Consider the following 18,472-nt stretch of genomic DNA (forward strand, 5'->3'; position numbering starts at 1 on the left):
TGCCGCGCCGACGCCCGCGACTGCGGCCTGCTCGGCCCGCTCGCGCGATAGCCCGATTACCGATAACAAAACCGGCGCTGCCCGCCGCGCTCCCCCGATCGACGCATGCGCAGCCCGACCACAACGACAGCCTCATGAAGATTCGACACCTCCTTGCCACGTCCGCCGCGACTGCGCTCCTCTCGCCGCTCGCCCACGCAGCCGGCGACCCCGCGGTTGCACAACCGGCCCCGGCCGCCGAAGGCGCCAACCTGCCGACGATCAACGTGACCGACACACGCCGGTTGCCCGAGTCGTTCGACCAGCGCTATGCGACGGCCCAGGTGCTCACGCGTACCGATCTCGACCGGCTGTCGCCGAGCGACCCGAGCATCACGCAGGCGCTCGCGACGCTGCCCGGCGTGACCGTCTCGCAGAACGGCGGGCCGGGCTCGTCCGCGTCGGTCAGCATCCGCGGCTCGTCGGCCAGCCAGGTCGCCGTGTTCATCGACGGCATCCGGATCGGCTCGCCGACCACCGGCATCGCGCCGTGGGCGGACCTGCCGACCGAATCGTTCGAACGCGTCGAAGTGATCTCGGGGCCGGCCGCCGCGTCGTTCGGCGCCAATGCGATGGGCGGCGTCGTGCAGCTCTTCACGCGCCGCGCGGCCAACCAGCCGAACCAGACCACCGTGTCGTTCGGCGGCGGGTCGAACAAGACGTTCGACACGCAACTGCGCACGTCGGGCACCGTGCCGTCGACCGGGCCGCTCGCCGCGCTCGGCGGGCTCACCTACTCGCTCGGCCTGCATTCGTACAACACGGCCGGCATCGACGCGACGCGGCCCTTCGCGTACGGGCACGAGGCGGGCCGCAATCCGTACCACGCGCAGGATCTCGATGCGCGCCTCGGCTACGCGCGCGACAACTGGTCGATCTCGACGTTCGCGCTGTATCACCGGTCCGATCTGTCCTACGACAACCGCGGCTATGCGAACCGCCAGCTCGATCATCAGCTGACGACCGGTCTCGCGTTCCACCTCGATATCACGCCGGACACGCAGTTCGACCAGTCGTTCGGTTATGCGAACGATCGCGGGTTCATCTACGCGAGCGATCCGACCATCCCGACCGACCAGATCAATTCGCAGCGCATCAGCACGTCGACGTCGTTGACGCACCAGGCGCGCGGATTCCATCTGTTCGGGCTGCCGCTGTCGGGCGAAACCAAGCTCGCCTACGACTTCACCCGAGAGCAGGCATTCCTGCCGGTCGACATTCCGAACGGCGTGCCGACGCGCAACGATTCCGCGTTCTCGCTGCACCAGTCGGCAACGCTCGGCAGCGTGACGATGTTCCTCGCGGGGCGTCATGAAATCATCGCCGGGCAGTCCGTGAATACGGGTAACGCGGCGCTGTCGTGGGCGATCACGCCGGTGTACACGGCGCGTGTGTCGTACGGCAATGCGTTCAAGCTGCCGTCGTTCAACGACCTGTACTACCCCGGCTACGGCAATCCGAACCTCAGCCCGGAACGCAGCACGTCGGTCGAGGCAGCGGTCGATGCGAACACGTCGTACGGTACGTTCACGGCCGCGATCTACGATACGCGCGTCAGCAACCTGATCGCGTACAACCCGGCGACGTTCTCGCCGATCAACATCGGCCGCGCGCATATTCGCGGCGTCGACCTGTCGTACAAGGGGACGATCGGCCGCTCGACGCCGGTGAGCGTCGCGGTCGGGATCCTGAATCCGCAGGACGAAACCAACGACTCGTGGCTCAACCGCCGGCCGCGCCAGACGGTCAGCCTCAACATCGATCACACGTGGGATGAACTGCACCTGCATGCGCTGAGCACGGGGGCGTCGCTGCTTTATGGCGGCACGACGTTCGACGATCCGGCCAATTCGACCTATCTGCCTTCGTATCTGACGGTGGGGCTGCGTGCTTCGTACCGGATCAATTCGCATCTGACGGTGTCGGCGACGGTGTCGAACCTGTTCGACCGGCAGTACATGACCGCGTATGGGTACAACACGCTCGGGCGGACGGCGTTCGGGAAGGTCAGCTACACGTTCTGACCGGGATGGGGAGGCTTCGGCCGGATAGCTGGCGAAGCCTCCCATTTGAAATCGCGCATCCGATCCCTGCGCCACCGGATGCCTGATACGGGTGATGCCGCCCCGAAACCGGGCGACCAACGGACGGCTGACGAGCGACCGGTCTTTCGTCGCACTGCGCACGTTGCTGTCCGTATCAACACTGTTAGACTGCGGACGCCTTCCCCGCCCATGTACTCCACCATTCAGGATAGCGACATGACCGAATGCGCCCTAACATTCACCAGTCAGGTCGAATGGGAAAACTGGTTAGGGCAGAACGGCAGCACGTCGGCGGGAATATGGCTGCGCCTGGCGAAAAAAGGCGCCGGGCAGCGAACCCTCACCTACGAACAGGCGTTGGAAAGCGCCCTCTGCCATGGCTGGATCGATGGTCAAAAGCGGGCCGAGAGCGAGCAATACTGGTTGCAACGCTTCACCCCGCGCTCCGCAAAAAGCATCTGGTCCAAACTCAACACGGACAGGGCTGAAGCGCTGATCGCCGCAGGCAGAATGCGCCCGCCCGGCTTGTGCGAAATCGAGAAAGCGAGAAAGGACGGCCGCTGGCAGGCTGCCTATACGTCGGCAAGCAATTCGACCGTGCCGGACGACCTTCAGGCGGCTTTGGACGCCAATCCGGAAGCCCGCACGTTTTTCGCGACACTGAACAGCCGTAACCGATATGCCATCCTGTATCGGATACAGAATGCCAAGAAGCCGGAAACGCGGGCGCGCAAAATCGGGGAATTCATCGACATGCTGAATCGCGGCGAAACCATCCATCCATAGACTTTTCGCTGACGGGAACGGCGCCAAACCGGGCAACTCGCCCGTCATGGCTGCTTCGGCTCGGCAGCCGGTAACGCGACGCGCAATCCTGAAGGCGCAGCGACTGGGGTGAACCATGAACCAAGGCGGAGACTTCATCGTGCGCACCATGTCGGCCGACGAGGTCGCCATGGCGGTCGAATGGGCGGCGGCAGAAGGCTGGAACCCCGGCCTGCACGATCCTGCCTGTTTCAGCACAGCGGACCCCGCCGGGTTCTTCGTCGGCGTATGGCGCGGCGAGCCGGTCGCGTGCATTTCTGCTGTCGCCTATGACGAACGCTTCGGCTTCATCGGCCTCTACATCGTGAAACCCGGGTTCCGCGGCAAAGGCTTCGGCATCCGAACCTGGCAGCACGGCATGCGTTACCTCGGAGACCGCAACATCGGGCTCGATGGTGTCGTGGCCCAGCAGGCGAACTACAGGAAATCCGGATTCGAGCTTGCGTACCGCAACATCCGCTATGAGGGGCGCGTGGACGGCATCGGGTGCGCGCACGTGGTGGCAGCGGCCGACGTGCCCTTCGAGCAGTTGCTTGCCTACGATCGCCAGTGCTTTCCGTCGGCGCGCGAGCGTTTCATCTCCACCTGGATCGCGCAGCCGGATGCCGTTGCGCTCGCGACGATCGACGCCGGCCGTGTCGCCGGCTACGGTGTCGTGCGCCGTTGCAGGACGGGCTGCAAGATCGGCCCGCTTTTCGCCGACGACGCGGGCGTCGCCACCGGGCTGTTTCGCGCGCTGGCGGCGCGCATGCCCGGCGAGGTCATCGTGCTCGACGTGCCGGAAACGAACCCCGCGGCCGTCGCGCTGGCCGAGCGGCACGGCATGACGAGCGTGTTCGAAACCGCACGGATGTACACGAAAGACGCGCCGGCGATGGCAATCGATCGCGTGTTCGGGGTGACGTCGTTCGAGCTGGGGTGATCGTCACGGACATGGCGGTGGCCGCAATGGCGACCGAACGCGCTTCGATGGGGGTCACGGGACGTTTTCACCGTTGTAAACTGCGGCAAACAACCACGAATATTCACGACATGTCATTGCATACCTACCTGCTGTTTCTGCCGGCCTGCTTTGCGCTCAACATGGCCTTCGGACCGAACAACGTCCTCTCGCTGTCCAACGGGGCACGCAACGGTGTGCTGCATTCGGTGACCGCGTCATTTGGGCGTCTCGCGGCGTTCGCCATCATGATCGCGATTACCGGGTTCGGCCTGGGCGCATTGTTGATCGCTTCCGAAACCTTGTTCTTGGTATTGAAGTTCGGCGGCGCAGCCTATCTCGTCTGGCTAGGTATCAAGTTGCTGCGTTCGAAGTCTACCGAGCAGCCTGTCGTCGAGACGGAGCCGGCGGCGGCCCGGAAGGACCGGGCGGATTTGCTGGTGAAACACTGCAAACAGGAATTCTACGTGGCGGCCGGCAATCCGAAGGCCATTCTGATTTTTACGGCGTTCTTTCCCCAGTTCGTTGACCCGACGCACTACGCCATCAGCTTCACCGCACTCGGCGCGACGTTCCTGATGCTGGAACTCGTGGCCATCGTGACCTACGCCGTGATCGGCGCGCGGCTGCGTTCGCTGGCGACAAACCCCAAGGGCTTTATGTGGCTGAACCGGGCCAGTGGTTCGCTAATGATCGGATTCGGCGTATTGCTGGCAATGCTTCGTCGGCCAGCCGCGTAATCGCTCCGTCCGGGGATGGCCGCATGCGGCCCTGGATGTCAGGGCGCTAAATGACCGATCCGGCCCGGGGATGAATGGCGGCTCTTGGCCGGTCGCAACGCGATCCGCGCGACGCACCGACCTAGATGACCCCGCGCACGCCCGCGACCACCTGAATCATGCCGAATACCGCGATCACCGCGGCCGACACGCGCGACAGCCCGTGCACGAACGCGAACGACATCTTCGTGCGCAGCGCGGCGGTCGTGCCGCTCAGGCATAGCCACCACGTCGCGGAACCGATGAACACACCGGCGACCATCAGCGTCACGGCCGGCCACACCGCCCCTTCCCGCGCGCCCGACAGCGGGCCGAGCGCCGCGAAAATCCCGACGAACGACAGGATCGTCATCGGGTTCGACAGCGTCAGGCCGAACGTCGTCACAAAATCGCGCAGGACGGTCGTGCGCGGCAGGTCGCGCTGCGCCGTCGACGCGGCCGGCGCCTGGCGCGCGATGGTCCACGCCAGCCACACGAGAAACGCGCCGCCGCCGATTTTCAGGCCGACGGTCAGCATCGGGAACGCCGTGACGATACCGGCGATGCCGAGCGCGCCGAGCAGGCCGTAGATCGCATCGGCGCACGCGGCGCCGACGCCCGTCGCGAATCCCGCCTGGAAGCCGCGGCTCAGGCTGCGCTGGATGCACAGCATGCCGATCGGCCCGACCGGCACCGCGATCGATAGCCCCATCACGACTGACTTGATGAACAGCATCGCCTGCTCCCTGCGACATGTAACGTGTTGAACAGGCATCGTAGGGAAAGTCCCGTCATCGCTGAATGGGGTTTTTAAGGAAAAATGGCCGCTCCGCCTTAAAAATTTCCGCCGCGATGGACGATCTGGACTGGAAGGTAGTGACGCTGTTGCAGGCCAACGGCCGCATCAGCTACACGGAGCTGGCCCGCCAGGTGCACCTGTCGGTGCCGGCGGTGACGGAACGTGTGAAGCGGCTTGAAGCGGCCGGCGTCGTCGAGGGCTATACGGCCCGGATCAATCCTGCCGCGGCCGGCTATCCGGTCAGCGCGCTGATCGGCATCACGGTGCCGCAACCGGCAAAAGCAAAATTCCTCCGGTTGCTGGAAACCATTCCCGAAGTCGTCGAATGCCATCACGTGACGGGCGCGGACTCGTACATGATGCGGCTCGCCGCGATCAGCATGACCCATCTCGAACAACTGATCGAACGCATCAACCTGTACGGCGAAACGCGCACGTCGATCGTGATGTCGACGCCGCTGCCCGCACGCGGGCTGGCGCGACCGCCGTCGCAGCGCGACGTCGTGCGCGATTGACACATCGAGAGGCCCCGTCCGATCCGCTTCCCGCAGGGGATCATCAAGCCATTCTGGTTGGCGGTAACCGGCGGCCGATTGTCGGTTGGCCGGTTACCGCCATGACGATCTCAATCGATCGGTTACTTGCCGGCCAAGCCCCCCAAGCCGCCGAGCAGGCCGCCCACCAGCCCCGTAACGGGCGCGAGCGGGTTGGAGAGACCACCCAACGGTGAGCCGCCGCCCGTGCCGGTCGTGCCGGTCGTGGAACCGTTGTGGACGATCGCCGGCATGCCGCCGACCACGCTCGTCACCAGGCCCGCGACCGGCACCGCGCCGTTCGCACCGCCCGGGTTCACGAGGCCGCCCGCGTTGGTCACGGTGTTGCCGACCGCGCGCACGAGGTCGCCGACGCCGCTGACCAGCGGCTGGGGCGACGTGGACGTCACCTTCCATCCCGCCGACGTGATCGCGCCACCGATCTGCCCGAGCAGGCCCGCGACGGGCTGGCCGAGGCCGGTCGCCGTGCCGACCTGCTGCGTGACCTGGCCGACGGTCGTGACGAGCGGCGTGATCGCCGTGCTGATCGCCTGCGTCGTCTGCTGGACCGGGCCCGACGACAGGGCCGCGCCGAGCATCGTGCCGCCCGTCTTGAGGCCACCGGCGACGGTGTCGAGCAGGCCGCCGACCGGCGTCGTGAGCGGCGCCAACGGCGACAGCGGGCCGGTGCCGAGCGCCTTCACCGTGTCGCTGAGGCCGGTGACCGGGTTGCTGGTCGAGCCGACGATGGAGCCCAGCCCGGCGACCGTCGTGCCGACCGGGTTCGCCGTGAAGCCGGTCTGGCCGATGCCGTTGCTCACGGCGTTCGACGTGTCGCGGATGATCGTGCCCGCGCCCGTGACCGTGTTGCCGAGGCCGGTGGTCACGCCCTTGGTCGGTCCCGGCGGGCTCTCGCCGGAAATCGTGGCGCCGGCGTCCATGACGACCACACCGACGGAGCTGATGATGCCGTTCGTGCCGGGGGTGCCGCTGGTTCCGCTCGTCCCGCCGGTGCCATTGGTTCCACTCGTACCGCTGGTTCCACTCGTCCCGCTAGTTCCGCTGGTTCCACTCGTGCCACTGGTTCCACTCGTGCCGCTGGTTCCACTCGTGCCGCTGGTTCCACTCGTCCCGCTAGTTCCGCTCGTCCCGCTGGTTCCACTCGTCCCGCTGGTTCCGCTCGTGCCGCTGGTTCCACTCGTACCACTGGTTCCACTCGTACCACTGGTTCCACTCGTGCCACTGGTTCCACTCGTCCCGCTGGTTCCGCTCGTGCCACTGGTTCCACTCGTACCGCTGGCTCCACTCGTACCGCTGGTTCCACTCGTGCCACTGGTTCCACTCGTCCCGCTGGTTCCACTCGTGCCGCTCGTACCACTCGTACCACTCGTCCCGCCAGTGCCGCTCGTACTCGTTCCGATCGTGTTACCACCCGGCTTAGGCGCCGTAACATCGTTGCCGCCACACGCCGCCAGCGCGCAAGCCGCCGCAATGGCGGCGACCGCAACGTTCGCCTTGATGAAATGATTTTGCATGGAAGCCCCCGTTCGCTTTTTAGCTCGATCATCCCGACAAGCACCTATCGTGCCATTGCGATCGGCATCAACGACGACTTCACGCACACGCCGGACTGCCCTGTTCCAACGGCCGTCCGGGGCCCGACGCATCGCATCCGGGCTCGCCTTCATCAGCGAGATCGAGCCTCGCGTTCCGGGTAACGCGTGCGTAACGCAGGCCCGGCGTTACGTAGCATCCCGCAGTGAAAGTGCCGGCATCGCTCGACGCAGGACCGGCCGCGACCGGCCGTCACCCGTCCATGGCGATTCCGCACGTCCGCGCCGGTTTGCCCATGACGGCCCGTCACACGATCAACGTCGCACCGGCCCACGCAATCAGCACGACGCCCAGCGCGCGCCCGACACGTTCGCCGCCGGGCAGGATCTTCTCCGCGAACACGAAGAGCGACAGCGCGGCGATCCACACGACGTTCATCACGCCGCCGACGAACAGCAGCGCCATCAGCAACCAGCAGCAGCCGACGCAAACCATGCCGTGCCGCGCGCCAAGCAGGAAACTGCCGGTGACGCCTGGACGCCAGTGCGCGACCAGGAACCCGGCCGGCGCCCGGCATTGCCGAAGGCACGCGCGTTTCAGCGACGAGAATTGATAGAGCCCGGCGAGCGCCAGCACGATCGCGGAAAGGACGGCGCTCTTCGACCACAGCATCATCGCGGAGATCAGCCCGGCCGGCTGCAGCATCGCCTGAAGCAGCGCCGCGCCGATCGAGAACGCGAGCCATGCGGCCAGGTAGCCTGCCAGCAGCGACAGCGACGTGAACGCCGAACCCGCCCCGTCCACGCCGCGCTGTCGCAGCACCCGCCGGTACAGCATCACGAGCGGCGCCGCGCTGGGCGTCATCATCGCGATCATCATCACCCACCACATCACGATCACGGTGGCCAGCGACGGATCCATGCTGCCCATGGCGCCCTTCAGGCGATGCGGAAAGAGCGCAACGGCGGTCATGTCCAGCGCCGACATGCCGGTTCCCGCGCCCGTCAAAAGATAGAACCAGCACAGACCGACGAGCGCCGCGATGCCGAGCAGCGTGATGACGCGCTCGCGCCCGAGCCAGTGGTCGACGGGAGTCATGCCGCGACGCGATGCCTGACCACCCCGTGGTTGTTCAGGTGCAGCCGCGCGAACTGCGCATAGCTGCCGTCGAGGGTCAGCGGAATGTGGCCTTGCGAGCGCGACGTGCCCGAGCCGATTTCGGCCAGCTCGTATTCGAAGCCGTGCGGCAGGTCGATGCGTGCGCGATGCTCGGCGCCCGACACCGGATTGAGGATGGGATCGCCCGCGAGGTCGAACACGCCGTCGACGTGAATCCGGCCACGCCGCGCGTCGACATCGACGTCGAAATCGATCCTCGCGAAGATCGGATCGAACGCCTGCTCGAGCGTCGAAGCGTAGACGGAGAACATCGTCGCGAACGGATCGGTATCCTGACCAGTCATGATCTTCAGCACCGCCTCGCGCTGGGCCGGGCTGGCGCGCTCGTCGACGATCGGCTGGCACCGGCCCCGCCCCTCGTGGACGGCCCCCGGCCACTCGAACACGACCGCGATCCTGACGCCGTCGAGCACCACGTCGCCGTAGTGGCCGCTGTCGATCTCGATCGCCCCCATCGCCGCGCAATGGCCATGGGTCGGCAGCGCGTTGAACTGGCACGGGCAACCGTATGAGCAATTGCAATTCATCAATTCGGTGCCCTGAATCTCCCACGGCGTCATGGCTCCACCTCGCGCTCGGCTACACAGGAATGCTTCGAATCTAGTGCACGGCACAGGGGAAATCAAAGCCGTCGCGGCGGCCCGAATCGACGCGTGAAAACCGCCGTTCAAGCGCGCGTGAAAGACGTTTCGACGCGCCCGTTCAAGACCGCACCGGCGGACCTCGGCGCATGCGAATCCTGCACGAATCTCACACGACCAGCGACGCGACGATCGCACACCACAACGCACTCGCGCCGCACAGAAACACGCGCCGCGCGACGAACATCCGCGATTCGTCGTCGGGGGTCTTCATCGGTGACGTGGCGAGAAACGGCACGCTGACGAGGCACGCGAACCCGGCCAGCGCCGGCAGGATCACGACGTAGTCGCCGAACCGCCACGGCAGCGGCTCGTGCCAGCCCCAGTAGCCGAGAAACAGCATGCCCATCGAAAACATCGTCGCGGCGGCCGAACTGAGCGCGACCACCGATCCCGTCGGAAATTGCATGGGAGCCTCCCCTCGCGCGGCGTGCGCGATGCCGGGTCATTATCCGGGCACGGCAGGAAAAAGCACAACGACGGCCGACGGATGGCAACGCTCATCCCGACGTCGAAGCCGACCAGCACGTCGAACGAGCGGAGCCCGATCCCGGTGGCCGGTTGCGCCTGCGGCGCGGGGATGCGGAAGAGGCACGGACGATTGCGGCGATGCCGCATCGATGATCGTTGTCACGGATTGACAGCGCTCGGTTTCGCGTGAAAGAAACGCCAGCCTTCAACCCGGCTTCTTCGCGGCCTGCATGACGGAAATCCAGCCCACCACCGCCGCGGCGACCCAGCAGCACGCGATCATCAGGTCGAGATCCATCCACCCTTCGAAGTTCGTGCTGTTTTCGAAACTGCAGCGCTGATGGCCCCTGACCCACACGCAGCCACTGATGAACTGCTGGATGTGCATATAAACGCTGTAGACGGCAAATGCCGACGCAATGACTGTGAGCCGCAAACGGACGTGCTTTTTCATGTGACGCGGATGCCGGTGGGAAAGCCTGTGCCGATCTTACGGCAACGGCAAGCTGCCCGGCAATCCGTCGCATCCTGGGCCGCCCGGATGCCCGCTGCTCACCCGTCGATCCGCCTGATCGTCCTCAGGCAGTCCGCCGCCAGTTGCTGATAGATGCGCGTACCGTTCGCCTTCGCGTCGATCTCCGCGTCGCTGAGCCGCCGCACGACGCGCCCCGGCACGCCCGCGAGCAGCACGCCGCGCGGCACGTCGTAGCCGGCCTTCACGAATGCGCAGGCGGCAACGATCGTCGTCGCGCCGATCGTCGCGCCGTCCATCACGACCGCATTCATTCCGATCATCGTGTCGGGTTCGAGCGTCGCGCCATGCACGATCGCGCCGTGGCCGATGTGGCTGTTGACGCCGAGCCGGCACGTCTCGCCAATCCCGACGTGCAACACGCAGCCGTCCTGCACGTTGCTGCCGCCTTCGACGACGATCGCGCCGAAGTCGCCGCGCAGGCTCGCATGCGGGCCGATGTAGCAGCGCGCGCCGATCGTCACGTCGCCGATCACGACCGCGCTCGGATCGACATACGCGGACGGATCGATGCGCGGCCGCATCCCGTTGAATTCGAACAGCGGCATCGGTCAGAGCGCCGCGGCCGCTTCCGGCACGAGCGTAAACAGGTCGCCGACCACACCGTAGTCGGCCACGCTGAAGATCGGCGCTTCCGGGTCCTTGTTGATCGCGACGATCACCTTCGAATCCTTCATGCCGGCCAGATGCTGAATCGCACCCGAGATGCCGACCGCGATGTACAGCTGCGGCGCGACGATCTTGCCGGTCTGGCCGACCTGGTAGTCGTTCGGCACGTAGCCCGCGTCGACGGCCGCGCGCGAGGCGCCCAGTGCGGCTTGAAGCTTGTCGGCCAGCGGCTCCAGCACCTTCGTGTAGTTCTCGCCGCTGCCCAGGCCGCGGCCACCCGACACGATGATGCTCGCCGACGTCAGTTCCGGACGGTCCAGCTTCGTCACTTCACGGCTCACGAACCGCGACTTGCCGGCATCGGCCGCCGCTTCGATCTTCTCGACCGTGGCGCTGCCGCCTTCCGCTGCCACCGGATCAAACGCGGTCGCACGCACCGTGATCACCTTGACCGGATCGCCCGACTGCACCGTCGCGATCGCGTTGCCTGCGTAGATCGGGCGCTCGAACGTATCGGCCGACACCACCGCCGTGATCTCGGAGATCTGTGCGACATCCAGCTTCGCCGCAATGCGCGGCGCGATGTTCTTGCCATAGGCCGTTGCCGGCGCAACGATGTGCGAGTAGCCGTTCGCGACGGTCATCACCGTCGCTTCGACGTTCTCGGCCAGACCGTCGGCCAGCTGCGGCGCATCGGCCAGCAGCACCTTCGACACCCCCGAGATCTTCGCTGCTGCGTCCGCTGCCGCTTGCGCATCGTGTCCAGCAACGAGCACATGAACGTCGCCGCCGCCCACCACATTGAGCGCCTGTGCGGCAGCGACGGCATTCAGCGTCGCGGCCTTGATCGACGCGTTGTCGTGTTCCACAATCACCAGAATCGTCATTTCTTTCCGCTCCCTGTCACAACACCTTGGCTTCGGTCTTCAGCTTCGCGACCAGCGTCTGCACGTCCGGCACCTTCACGCCGGCTGCACGCTTCGGCGGCTCGTTCATCTCGAGCACCTTCAGGCGTGGCGTCACGTCCACGCCGAGGTCGTGGGGCTTCACGGTTTCGAGCGGCTTCTTCTTCGCCTTCATGATGTTCGGCAGCGTCACGTAGCGCGGCTCGTTCAGGCGCAGATCCGTGGTGACGACGGCGGGCAGTTGAAGCGACAGCGTTTCCGCACCGCCGTCCGCTTCACGCGCAACCGTCACACGGCCATCGGCCACCACGACCTTCGAGGCAAACGTCGCCTGCGGCAAACCCGCCAGCGCAGCCAGCATCTGCCCGGTCTGGTTCGAATCGTCGTCGATCGCCTGCTTGCCGAGGATCACCAGCTGCGGCTGCTCCTTGTCGACCAGCGCCTTCAACACCTTCGCGACGCCGAGCGGCTCGACGCCTTCATGCGATTCGACGAGGATCGCGCGATCCGCGCCGATCGCGAGCGCCGTGCGCAGCGTTTCCTGCGCCTGCGCGACGCCGACCGACACGGCCACCACTTCCGTCACGACGCCGGCCTCCTTCAACCGCACGGCCTCTTCCACCGCGATCTCGTCGAACGGGTTCATCGACATCTTCACGTTCGCGATGTCGACGCCCGTCCGGTCGGATTTCACGCCGACTTTCACGTTTGCATCGACCACGCGTTTCACTGCCACGAGCGCTTTCAACTGCCTGTCTCCTGTTCCGTTGCGTGCGCCGCGCCGCGTCAGCGCGCGGTAAAGCCACCGTCGATCACGAGCTCCGCGCCGGTGACGTAACGGCCCGCCGGCGACACGAGATACAGGATGCCGGCCGCGATGTCGCGCGGGCTGCCGATCTTCGCCATCGGTACGTTGGTCTGCATGTACTCGAAGGCGCGATCGGGGTCCTGCCCCATCTGGCGGAACGCTTCCTCGAGCATCGGCGTGCGGATGTAGCCGGGATGCACCGAGTTCGCACGGATGTTCTTCGCCGCGTACAGCATCGCATCGACCTTCGCCATCATCCGCACCGCCGCCTTCGACGCGTGATACGCGGGCACGTCGGGCCCGCCGACGATCCCGTACATCGACGACAGGTTCACGATCGAGCCGCCGCCGGCCGCGTCGATATGCGGAATCGCCGCACGCGTGCACAGGAACACGCCGTTGACGTTCACGTCCTGCACGCGCTGCCATTGCGCGAGCGTGAGCTCGTGCGTCGGCACGTTGTGGCCTTCGATGCCCGCGTTGTTCACGAGCACGTCGAGGCGCCCGAAGCGCGCGACGATCTCGCCGAACACGCGTGCCACATCGGCCTCGTGCGTGACGTCGAGCGACCAGAACGCGGCCTGGCCGCCCTGTGCGCGGATTTCCTCGACCAGCGCTTCCGCCGGTTGCGACAGCACGTCGAGAATCGCGACGCTCGCGCCGGCGGCCGCCAGCGTGCGTGCGGTCTCCGCGCCGATGCCGCGCGCGCCGCCGGTGATCGCGGCCACCTTGCCGCGCAGGTCGAACAGGTCTTCGATGAGCTTCATGTCGTCTCCAGGGTTTTGTTCAGACAGGCCGCCCGCATCGAGGCCGGCCGTCAGGTGCATCCGGCGTTATCGCGTATTCCGCGTCGCAAGAAAATCGAGGCATTCCCGATTGAAATAGTCGGCGTGTTCCACCATCACCCAGTGGCCGCACCGGTTCATCAGCACGAAGCGCGCATCGCGGCAGCGTTCGAGGAACTTCAGCGCGCCGCCCACCGGATTGAAGCGGTCGTCCGTGCCCCAGAACCCGAGCACCGGCGTACGCAGGTCGCCGAGCGCATCGGTCAGGTTCGGCACGCTCATCGTCGACAGCACTTCGGTCGGCTGTTCGACGCACACCTTCATCCGCTCGGCGACGAGCGCGTCGGTGACGATCGCCGGGTCGTGCACGAGCAGCGTCAGCAGCTCGCGCATCGTGTCGTCATTCATCTGGCGGTTGGTGAACAGCTTCACCATCCGCTGGATGCCTTCCATCCGGAAATAGGTGTCGCGATCCTCGACGCCGCCCGGCGCCATCATGATCAGCCCGTCGACGTCGTCCGGATGGTCGAGCGCGTACTTCAGCGCGATCGCGCCGCCGAGCGAGTTGCCGAGCAGCACGGCCGGCCCGATGCCGAGCGCGGTCAGCTGCGCATGCAGCGCGCCGACGAAGAAATCGAGCGTATAGGCGACGTCGGACGGCTTCGACGACTGCCCGTAACCGGGCAGGTCGACGACGATCGCGCGATGGCCGGCCGCCGCGAACGCGGGCACGTTGTGCTTGAAGTTGCTGAAACCGCTGGCGCCCGGGCCGCTGCCGTGGATGAACACCACGGGCCGGCCTTCGCCCGCCTCGTAGTGGTGCAGGCGCAGGCCGCCCGGCACGTCGGTGAAGCTGCCGGCCGGCGGCGTCGTGGGGATCGTCATCGCGGGTTGTCTCCTTCGTCGTTCGATGGCTGTCTGCCACGATGATTGCGCCGCCGGCGCCGGCCGGCATCATCCTTTCAGACTACGAAGCCGCGCGCGCTTCTTCCTATCATCGGCCCACCGAAACGGAGGCAACGATGAACGGATTCGACTACAGCGGCAAGACGGTGCTCGTGACAGGCGGCACCAAGGGCATCGGGCGGCGCATCGCCGAACGGTTTCTCGCGGCGGGCGCGCGCGTGTTCGTGTGCGGACGCAGCGCGCCCGACACGCCGCCCGCGGACGGCAGCCGCACGGCAACGTTCGTCGCGGCCGACCTGCGCGACATCGAACAGGTCGACGCGATGCTCGCGACGATTCGCGCCGCGGCCGGCCGACTCGACGTGCTCGTCAACAACGCGGGCGGCTCGCCGTTCGCGCTCGCGGCCGATGCGTCGCCGCGCTTCACCGAATCGATCGTGCGGCTGAACCTGATCGCGCCGCTGCAGCTCGCGCAGCGCGTGAACGCGATCATGCAGCCGCAGCCCGAAGGCGGCGTGATGCTGTTCATCGCGAGCGTCAGCGCGTCGCGGCCATCGCCCGGCACGGCCGCGTATGGCGCCGCGAAAGCCGGCCTCGTCAACGCGGTCACGTCGCTCGCGGTCGAGTGGGCGCCGCGCGTGCGCGTGTGCGCGATCAGCCCGAGCCTCGTGCAGACCGAATCGGCCGCCGAAGGCCACTACGGCGACGGCGATGCGCTCGACGCGATCCGCGCGACGATTCCCGCCGGCCGGCTCGCGACACCCGACGACGTCGCCACCGCGTGCCTGTTCCTTGCATCGCCCGAAGCGTCGTACACGTCGGGCGCCAACCTGCGGCTCGACGGCGGCGGCGAGCGGCCCGCGTTCCTGTCGGCCGCGCAGGCCGCCGCGCGCTAATGCACGTATTGCCAACCGCACGGTGCGAATTGTTCGCCAGTCCTAGGGAAGTCATCTAGTTCATTTTGACGATTCCCTGCTACCGCGATCTCCCTACTCTGCCTCTCACGACAACACACACAGTCGACCGTCGTCGATACCCCAAGAGGAGACACCATGCATCAACGGATTTCGCGCCGTACCGACAAGCGGGCAACCGCCACGCTGTCGACGCTGGCCGCCGCGCTGCTGGCGTGTGCCGCTCCCGGCGCACATGCAGGCAGCACGATCGAGCTGGGCGCCGACACGACGCTGGACTACACGTTCACGCTCAGTTACGGCCTCGGCATGCGCACCCGCGCACCGAGCGGCAATCTCCTCACGCCGGCGAGCATCAACGGCGACGACGGCGACCGCAACTTCGCGAAGAACAAGCTGATCGAGAACCAGGTCAGCCTGCTCGGCGAAGTGAACCTGAAGCACGACGACTGGGGCGTGTTCGTGCGCGCCGACACGTTCTACGACCAGGCGTATCGCCGCCCGAACTACAACGACGCGCCGGGCACCGTGAACCAGTCGGGCCAGTACAACAACTTCACGAGCGACGCGCGCTACTGGTCGGGCGGCCACACGACGCTGCTGGCCGCATACGCGTACAACACGTTCAAGATCGGCTCGACGAGCCTGAACGTGAAGGTCGGCGACCAGGTCGTCGCATGGGGCGAAAGCCTGTTCTTCCCGAACATCGCCGGCGCACAGGGGCCGTCCGACGCGACCAAGTCGTACATGGCCGGCGCCGAAGTGAAGGACATCCTGCTGCCGGTGCCGCAGATCTCGACGCAGTGGCAGATCACGCCGAACTTCAGCCTGCTCGGCTACTACCAGTTCTCGTACCAGCAGAACCGGCTGACCGCGCCCGGCACGTACTGGAGCTATTCGGACGTCACGGGCCCCGGCGCGCAGTTCATCATCGGCCCGGGCGGGATGATCATTCCGCGCGGCCCCGACGACAAGCCGAGCGCGCGCAACCAGTGGGGGATCGGCGCGCGCTTCCGCGTGCTCGGTGACACCGAGCTCGGCCTGTACCACCTGCACTACAACGACATGAACCCGAGCGTCGTCACGACCTACTTCCCGACGCTCCAGTACCAGCAGAAGTATTTCAGCAACATCAAGCTGACCGGCGCGAGCTTCTCGACGCAGGTCGGCCCGGTGAACGTCGCGGGCGAAGTGTCGTACCGCCAGGGCGCGGCCGTGCTCGTCAACACGCCGACCGGCCCGCAGTCGACCCGCGCGAACGTGCTGCAGACGAACCTGTCCGGCATCTACTCGATCGGGCCGAGCTTCCTCGCGAATTCGCAGTCGCTGATCGGCGAACTCACGTATGTGCATGCCGGCAGCATCTCCGAGCTCGACGGCTCGACCACGCTCGCGAATTCGCGCAATGCGCTCGCGATGGAGATCGCGTGGACGCTCAGCTACAAGAACGTGTTCAACGGCTGGGATCTCGACGTGCCGCTGACCTACACGCACGACCTGACGGGCACGTCGCCGCTCGCCGGCGCGCTCGGCTCGCTGACCGGCCAGGGCGACCACCGCGTGACGGCCGGCGTGACCTTCACGCGCCTGAGCAACCTGCAGCTGTCGCTCGTCTACGCGAAGTTCCTCGGCTCGCCGAACCCGGTCACGCGCCCGCTCGCGGATCGCGACTACGTGCTGGCCACGGCGACCTACCACTTCTGAGCGGCCCGGCCGCTCGTCATTCAGCACTATGAGGATCGATATGAAACGCTTTCATCTCCCCCTCCTGCGCGCGTCGGTGATGGCCGCGTGCGCGGTCGTCGCGACGGCGTCGTACCCGAAGGTCACGCCGGACGACCTGAAGGCGCTCGACGGCCCGCTGACGCCGATGGGCGCGGTGCGCGCCGCGAGCAAGGACAGCGGCGTGCCCGAGTGGTCGGGCAAGTGGCTCGGCACGCCGCCGGACGTGCAGTACAAGCGCGGCAGCCGCTACCCCGATCCGTTCGCGAGCGAGAAGCCGGTCGCGACGATCACCGCGGAGAACATGGCGCAGTACGCCGAGCACCTGACCGACGGCCAGAAGGCGATGTTCAAGCGCTACCCGGCCACGTTCAAGATCATCGTCTATCCGAGCCATCGCGACTTCCGCTACGCGGATGCCGTGTACAAGGACATCCGCACGTACGCACCGGATTCGACGATGACATCCGACGCGAACGGCCTCACGAACGCGCCGCCGACGGTGCCCTACCCGATCCCTAAAACGGCCGCCGAGCTGCTGTGGAACCAGCGCTTCTCGTCGGCGATCGGCGCCGAGCAGGCGACCTACGACCAGGCGGTCGTGTACTCGGACGGCAACATCGCATGGGGCAAGGTGCGCTACGACATCTACTCGCCGCGCAACTCGGGCAAGTACGACGTGAAGAGCGACCTGAACAACCGCACGTACTACCGCAACGCGACGGAGCTGCCGCTGTCCGACCGCGGCTCGCTGATCGTCGGCTTCACGAACTGGGACAAGGCCGGCGCGGACAACTCGTCGCGCACGTGGATGTACAACCCCGGCACGCGGCGCGTGCGCCAGGCGCCCGAGTACGGCTACGACCAGCCGCAGGGCCCGGGCGGCTTCCGCACCGTCGACGACGACCGCCTGTACAACGGCCCCGGCGACCGCTACGACTGGAAGATCGTCGGCAAGCGCGAGATCTACGTGCCGTACGACAACTACAAGGCGATGGACAGCTCGGTGAAGTACGCGGATCTGCTGACCAAGGGCCACGAGAACCCGTCGTATATTCGCTACGAGCTGCATCGCGTGTGGGTGCTGCAGGCGACGCTGAAGAGCAACTACCGCCACCAGTACGCGAAGCGCGTGCTGTACATCGACGAGGATTCGTGGATGACGCTGCTCGCCGACAACTACGACGCGCGCGGCCAGCTGTGGCGCACCAACGTCGCGACGACGCTGTACGCGTATGACGCGAAGGTGTTCTACCCAGGCGTCGTGTTCTTTCACGACCTGATCTCCGGCGCGTACATGGCCGACCGCCTGACCAACGAAGGGCCGATGCCGAAGCTCGACAACAGCCCGCAGTTCAACGAGGCGTACTTCTCGCCCGACGCGATCCGCAGTTCGGGTAACTAAGCAACCCGCCGACGCGGCATGCCCGCGTCCCACGCGCCGGAGCGTCGCTCCGGCGCCCGGCGCCGCCCGCGACGGCGGCCTGTTCCATTCGATTCATTCGAG

19 protein-coding genes are annotated in these 18,472 nt (G+C 66.4%); 8 read left to right on the top strand and 11 right to left on the bottom strand.

What is annotated here, in order from left to right; all coding sequences use genetic code 11:
• Positions 1-134: 134 nt before the first annotated feature.
• From CFB39_RS25765 to CFB39_RS25780, 4 genes are all read left to right on the top strand, one after another.
• The gene (locus CFB39_RS25765; RefSeq protein WP_089474957.1) at positions 135-2,063 is read left to right on the top strand and encodes a TonB-dependent receptor domain-containing protein; all 1,929 of its coding nucleotides are present in this window, start codon (positions 135-137) and stop codon (positions 2,061-2,063) included.
• 237 nt (positions 2,064-2,300) lie between these two features.
• Positions 2,301-2,870 (top strand): YdeI family protein, encoded by a 570-nt coding sequence (locus CFB39_RS25770; protein WP_089474958.1) that lies wholly within the window; start codon positions 2,301-2,303, stop codon positions 2,868-2,870.
• A 115-nt stretch (positions 2,871-2,985) separates the two neighbouring features.
• The gene (locus tag CFB39_RS25775) at positions 2,986-3,831 is read left to right on the top strand and encodes a GNAT family N-acetyltransferase (protein ID WP_089474959.1); all 846 of its coding nucleotides are present in this window, start codon (positions 2,986-2,988) and stop codon (positions 3,829-3,831) included.
• 110 nt (positions 3,832-3,941) lie between these two features.
• Positions 3,942-4,589 (top strand): LysE family translocator, encoded by a 648-nt coding sequence (locus tag CFB39_RS25780; RefSeq protein WP_089475670.1) that lies wholly within the window; start codon positions 3,942-3,944, stop codon positions 4,587-4,589.
• A gap of 121 nt (positions 4,590-4,710) precedes the next feature.
• Here CFB39_RS25780 and CFB39_RS25785 read toward each other — a convergent pair whose 3' ends face one another.
• On the bottom strand, positions 4,711-5,343 hold the full coding sequence (locus CFB39_RS25785) for a LysE family translocator (protein ID WP_089474960.1): 633 nt from the start codon (positions 5,341-5,343) through the stop codon (positions 4,711-4,713).
• 116 nt (positions 5,344-5,459) lie between these two features.
• On the opposite strand from CFB39_RS25785, the gene CFB39_RS25790 reads away from it, so the two are divergent.
• Positions 5,460-5,921 carry an Lrp/AsnC family transcriptional regulator gene (locus CFB39_RS25790; RefSeq protein WP_089442386.1) on the top strand — a complete coding sequence of 154 codons (462 nt, stop codon included), beginning with the start codon at positions 5,460-5,462 and terminating at the stop codon, positions 5,919-5,921.
• Positions 5,922-6,043: 122 nt separating this feature from the next.
• Here the strand turns inward: CFB39_RS25790 and CFB39_RS25795 are convergent, their stop codons facing one another.
• From CFB39_RS25795 to CFB39_RS25840, 10 genes are all read right to left on the bottom strand, one after another.
• Complete coding sequence (locus tag CFB39_RS25795) at positions 6,044-7,474, bottom strand: collagen-like triple helix repeat-containing protein (protein ID WP_089474961.1); 1,431 nt, start codon at positions 7,472-7,474, stop codon at positions 6,044-6,046.
• Between the two features lie 325 nt (positions 7,475-7,799).
• The gene (locus tag CFB39_RS25800) at positions 7,800-8,591 is read right to left on the bottom strand and encodes a DUF2182 domain-containing protein (RefSeq protein ID WP_089474962.1); all 792 of its coding nucleotides are present in this window, start codon (positions 8,589-8,591) and stop codon (positions 7,800-7,802) included.
• A complete protein-coding gene (locus CFB39_RS25805; RefSeq protein ID WP_089474963.1) occupies positions 8,588-9,232 on the bottom strand; it encodes a DUF1326 domain-containing protein in 645 nt (214 codons plus the stop codon). The genes CFB39_RS25800 and CFB39_RS25805 overlap by 4 nt, the downstream gene beginning before the upstream one ends.
• A 190-nt stretch (positions 9,233-9,422) precedes the next feature.
• Positions 9,423-9,722, bottom strand: coding sequence for a hypothetical protein (locus CFB39_RS25810; RefSeq protein WP_043186617.1), 300 nt, complete (start codon positions 9,720-9,722; stop codon positions 9,423-9,425).
• 267 nt (positions 9,723-9,989) lie between these two features.
• A complete protein-coding gene (locus tag CFB39_RS25815) occupies positions 9,990-10,238 on the bottom strand; it encodes a hypothetical protein (protein WP_089432756.1) in 249 nt (82 codons plus the stop codon).
• A gap of 98 nt (positions 10,239-10,336) precedes the next feature.
• The gene (locus tag CFB39_RS25820; protein ID WP_089474964.1) at positions 10,337-10,864 is read right to left on the bottom strand and encodes a transferase hexapeptide repeat family protein; all 528 of its coding nucleotides are present in this window, start codon (positions 10,862-10,864) and stop codon (positions 10,337-10,339) included.
• A gap of 3 nt (positions 10,865-10,867) precedes the next feature.
• A complete protein-coding gene (locus tag CFB39_RS25825; RefSeq protein WP_089474965.1) occupies positions 10,868-11,812 on the bottom strand; it encodes an electron transfer flavoprotein subunit alpha/FixB family protein in 945 nt (314 codons plus the stop codon).
• 16 nt (positions 11,813-11,828) lie between these two features.
• Positions 11,829-12,578 (bottom strand): electron transfer flavoprotein subunit beta/FixA family protein, encoded by a 750-nt coding sequence (locus tag CFB39_RS25830; RefSeq protein ID WP_089474966.1) that lies wholly within the window; start codon positions 12,576-12,578, stop codon positions 11,829-11,831.
• 38 nt (positions 12,579-12,616) lie between these two features.
• Positions 12,617-13,405 (bottom strand): SDR family NAD(P)-dependent oxidoreductase, encoded by a 789-nt coding sequence (locus tag CFB39_RS25835; RefSeq protein ID WP_039350771.1) that lies wholly within the window; start codon positions 13,403-13,405, stop codon positions 12,617-12,619.
• A 66-nt stretch (positions 13,406-13,471) separates the two neighbouring features.
• Positions 13,472-14,308 carry an alpha/beta fold hydrolase gene (locus tag CFB39_RS25840; RefSeq protein WP_089474967.1) on the bottom strand — a complete coding sequence of 279 codons (837 nt, stop codon included), beginning with the start codon at positions 14,306-14,308 and terminating at the stop codon, positions 13,472-13,474.
• A 137-nt stretch (positions 14,309-14,445) separates the two neighbouring features.
• On the opposite strand from CFB39_RS25840, the gene CFB39_RS25845 reads away from it, so the two are divergent.
• From CFB39_RS25845 to CFB39_RS25855, 3 genes are all read left to right on the top strand, one after another.
• Positions 14,446-15,225 carry an SDR family oxidoreductase gene (locus CFB39_RS25845; protein WP_089475671.1) on the top strand — a complete coding sequence of 260 codons (780 nt, stop codon included), beginning with the start codon at positions 14,446-14,448 and terminating at the stop codon, positions 15,223-15,225.
• A 156-nt stretch (positions 15,226-15,381) separates the two neighbouring features.
• The gene (locus CFB39_RS25850; RefSeq protein WP_089474968.1) at positions 15,382-16,947 is read left to right on the top strand and encodes a DUF1302 domain-containing protein; all 1,566 of its coding nucleotides are present in this window, start codon (positions 15,382-15,384) and stop codon (positions 16,945-16,947) included.
• Between the two features lie 40 nt (positions 16,948-16,987).
• Positions 16,988-18,370 carry a DUF1329 domain-containing protein gene (locus tag CFB39_RS25855; protein WP_089474969.1) on the top strand — a complete coding sequence of 461 codons (1,383 nt, stop codon included), beginning with the start codon at positions 16,988-16,990 and terminating at the stop codon, positions 18,368-18,370.
• The last annotated feature ends 102 nt before the right edge of the window (positions 18,371-18,472 follow it).

This window comes from Burkholderia sp. AU6039, from assembly GCF_002223365.1.
Lineage (GTDB): Bacteria > Pseudomonadota > Gammaproteobacteria > Burkholderiales > Burkholderiaceae > Burkholderia.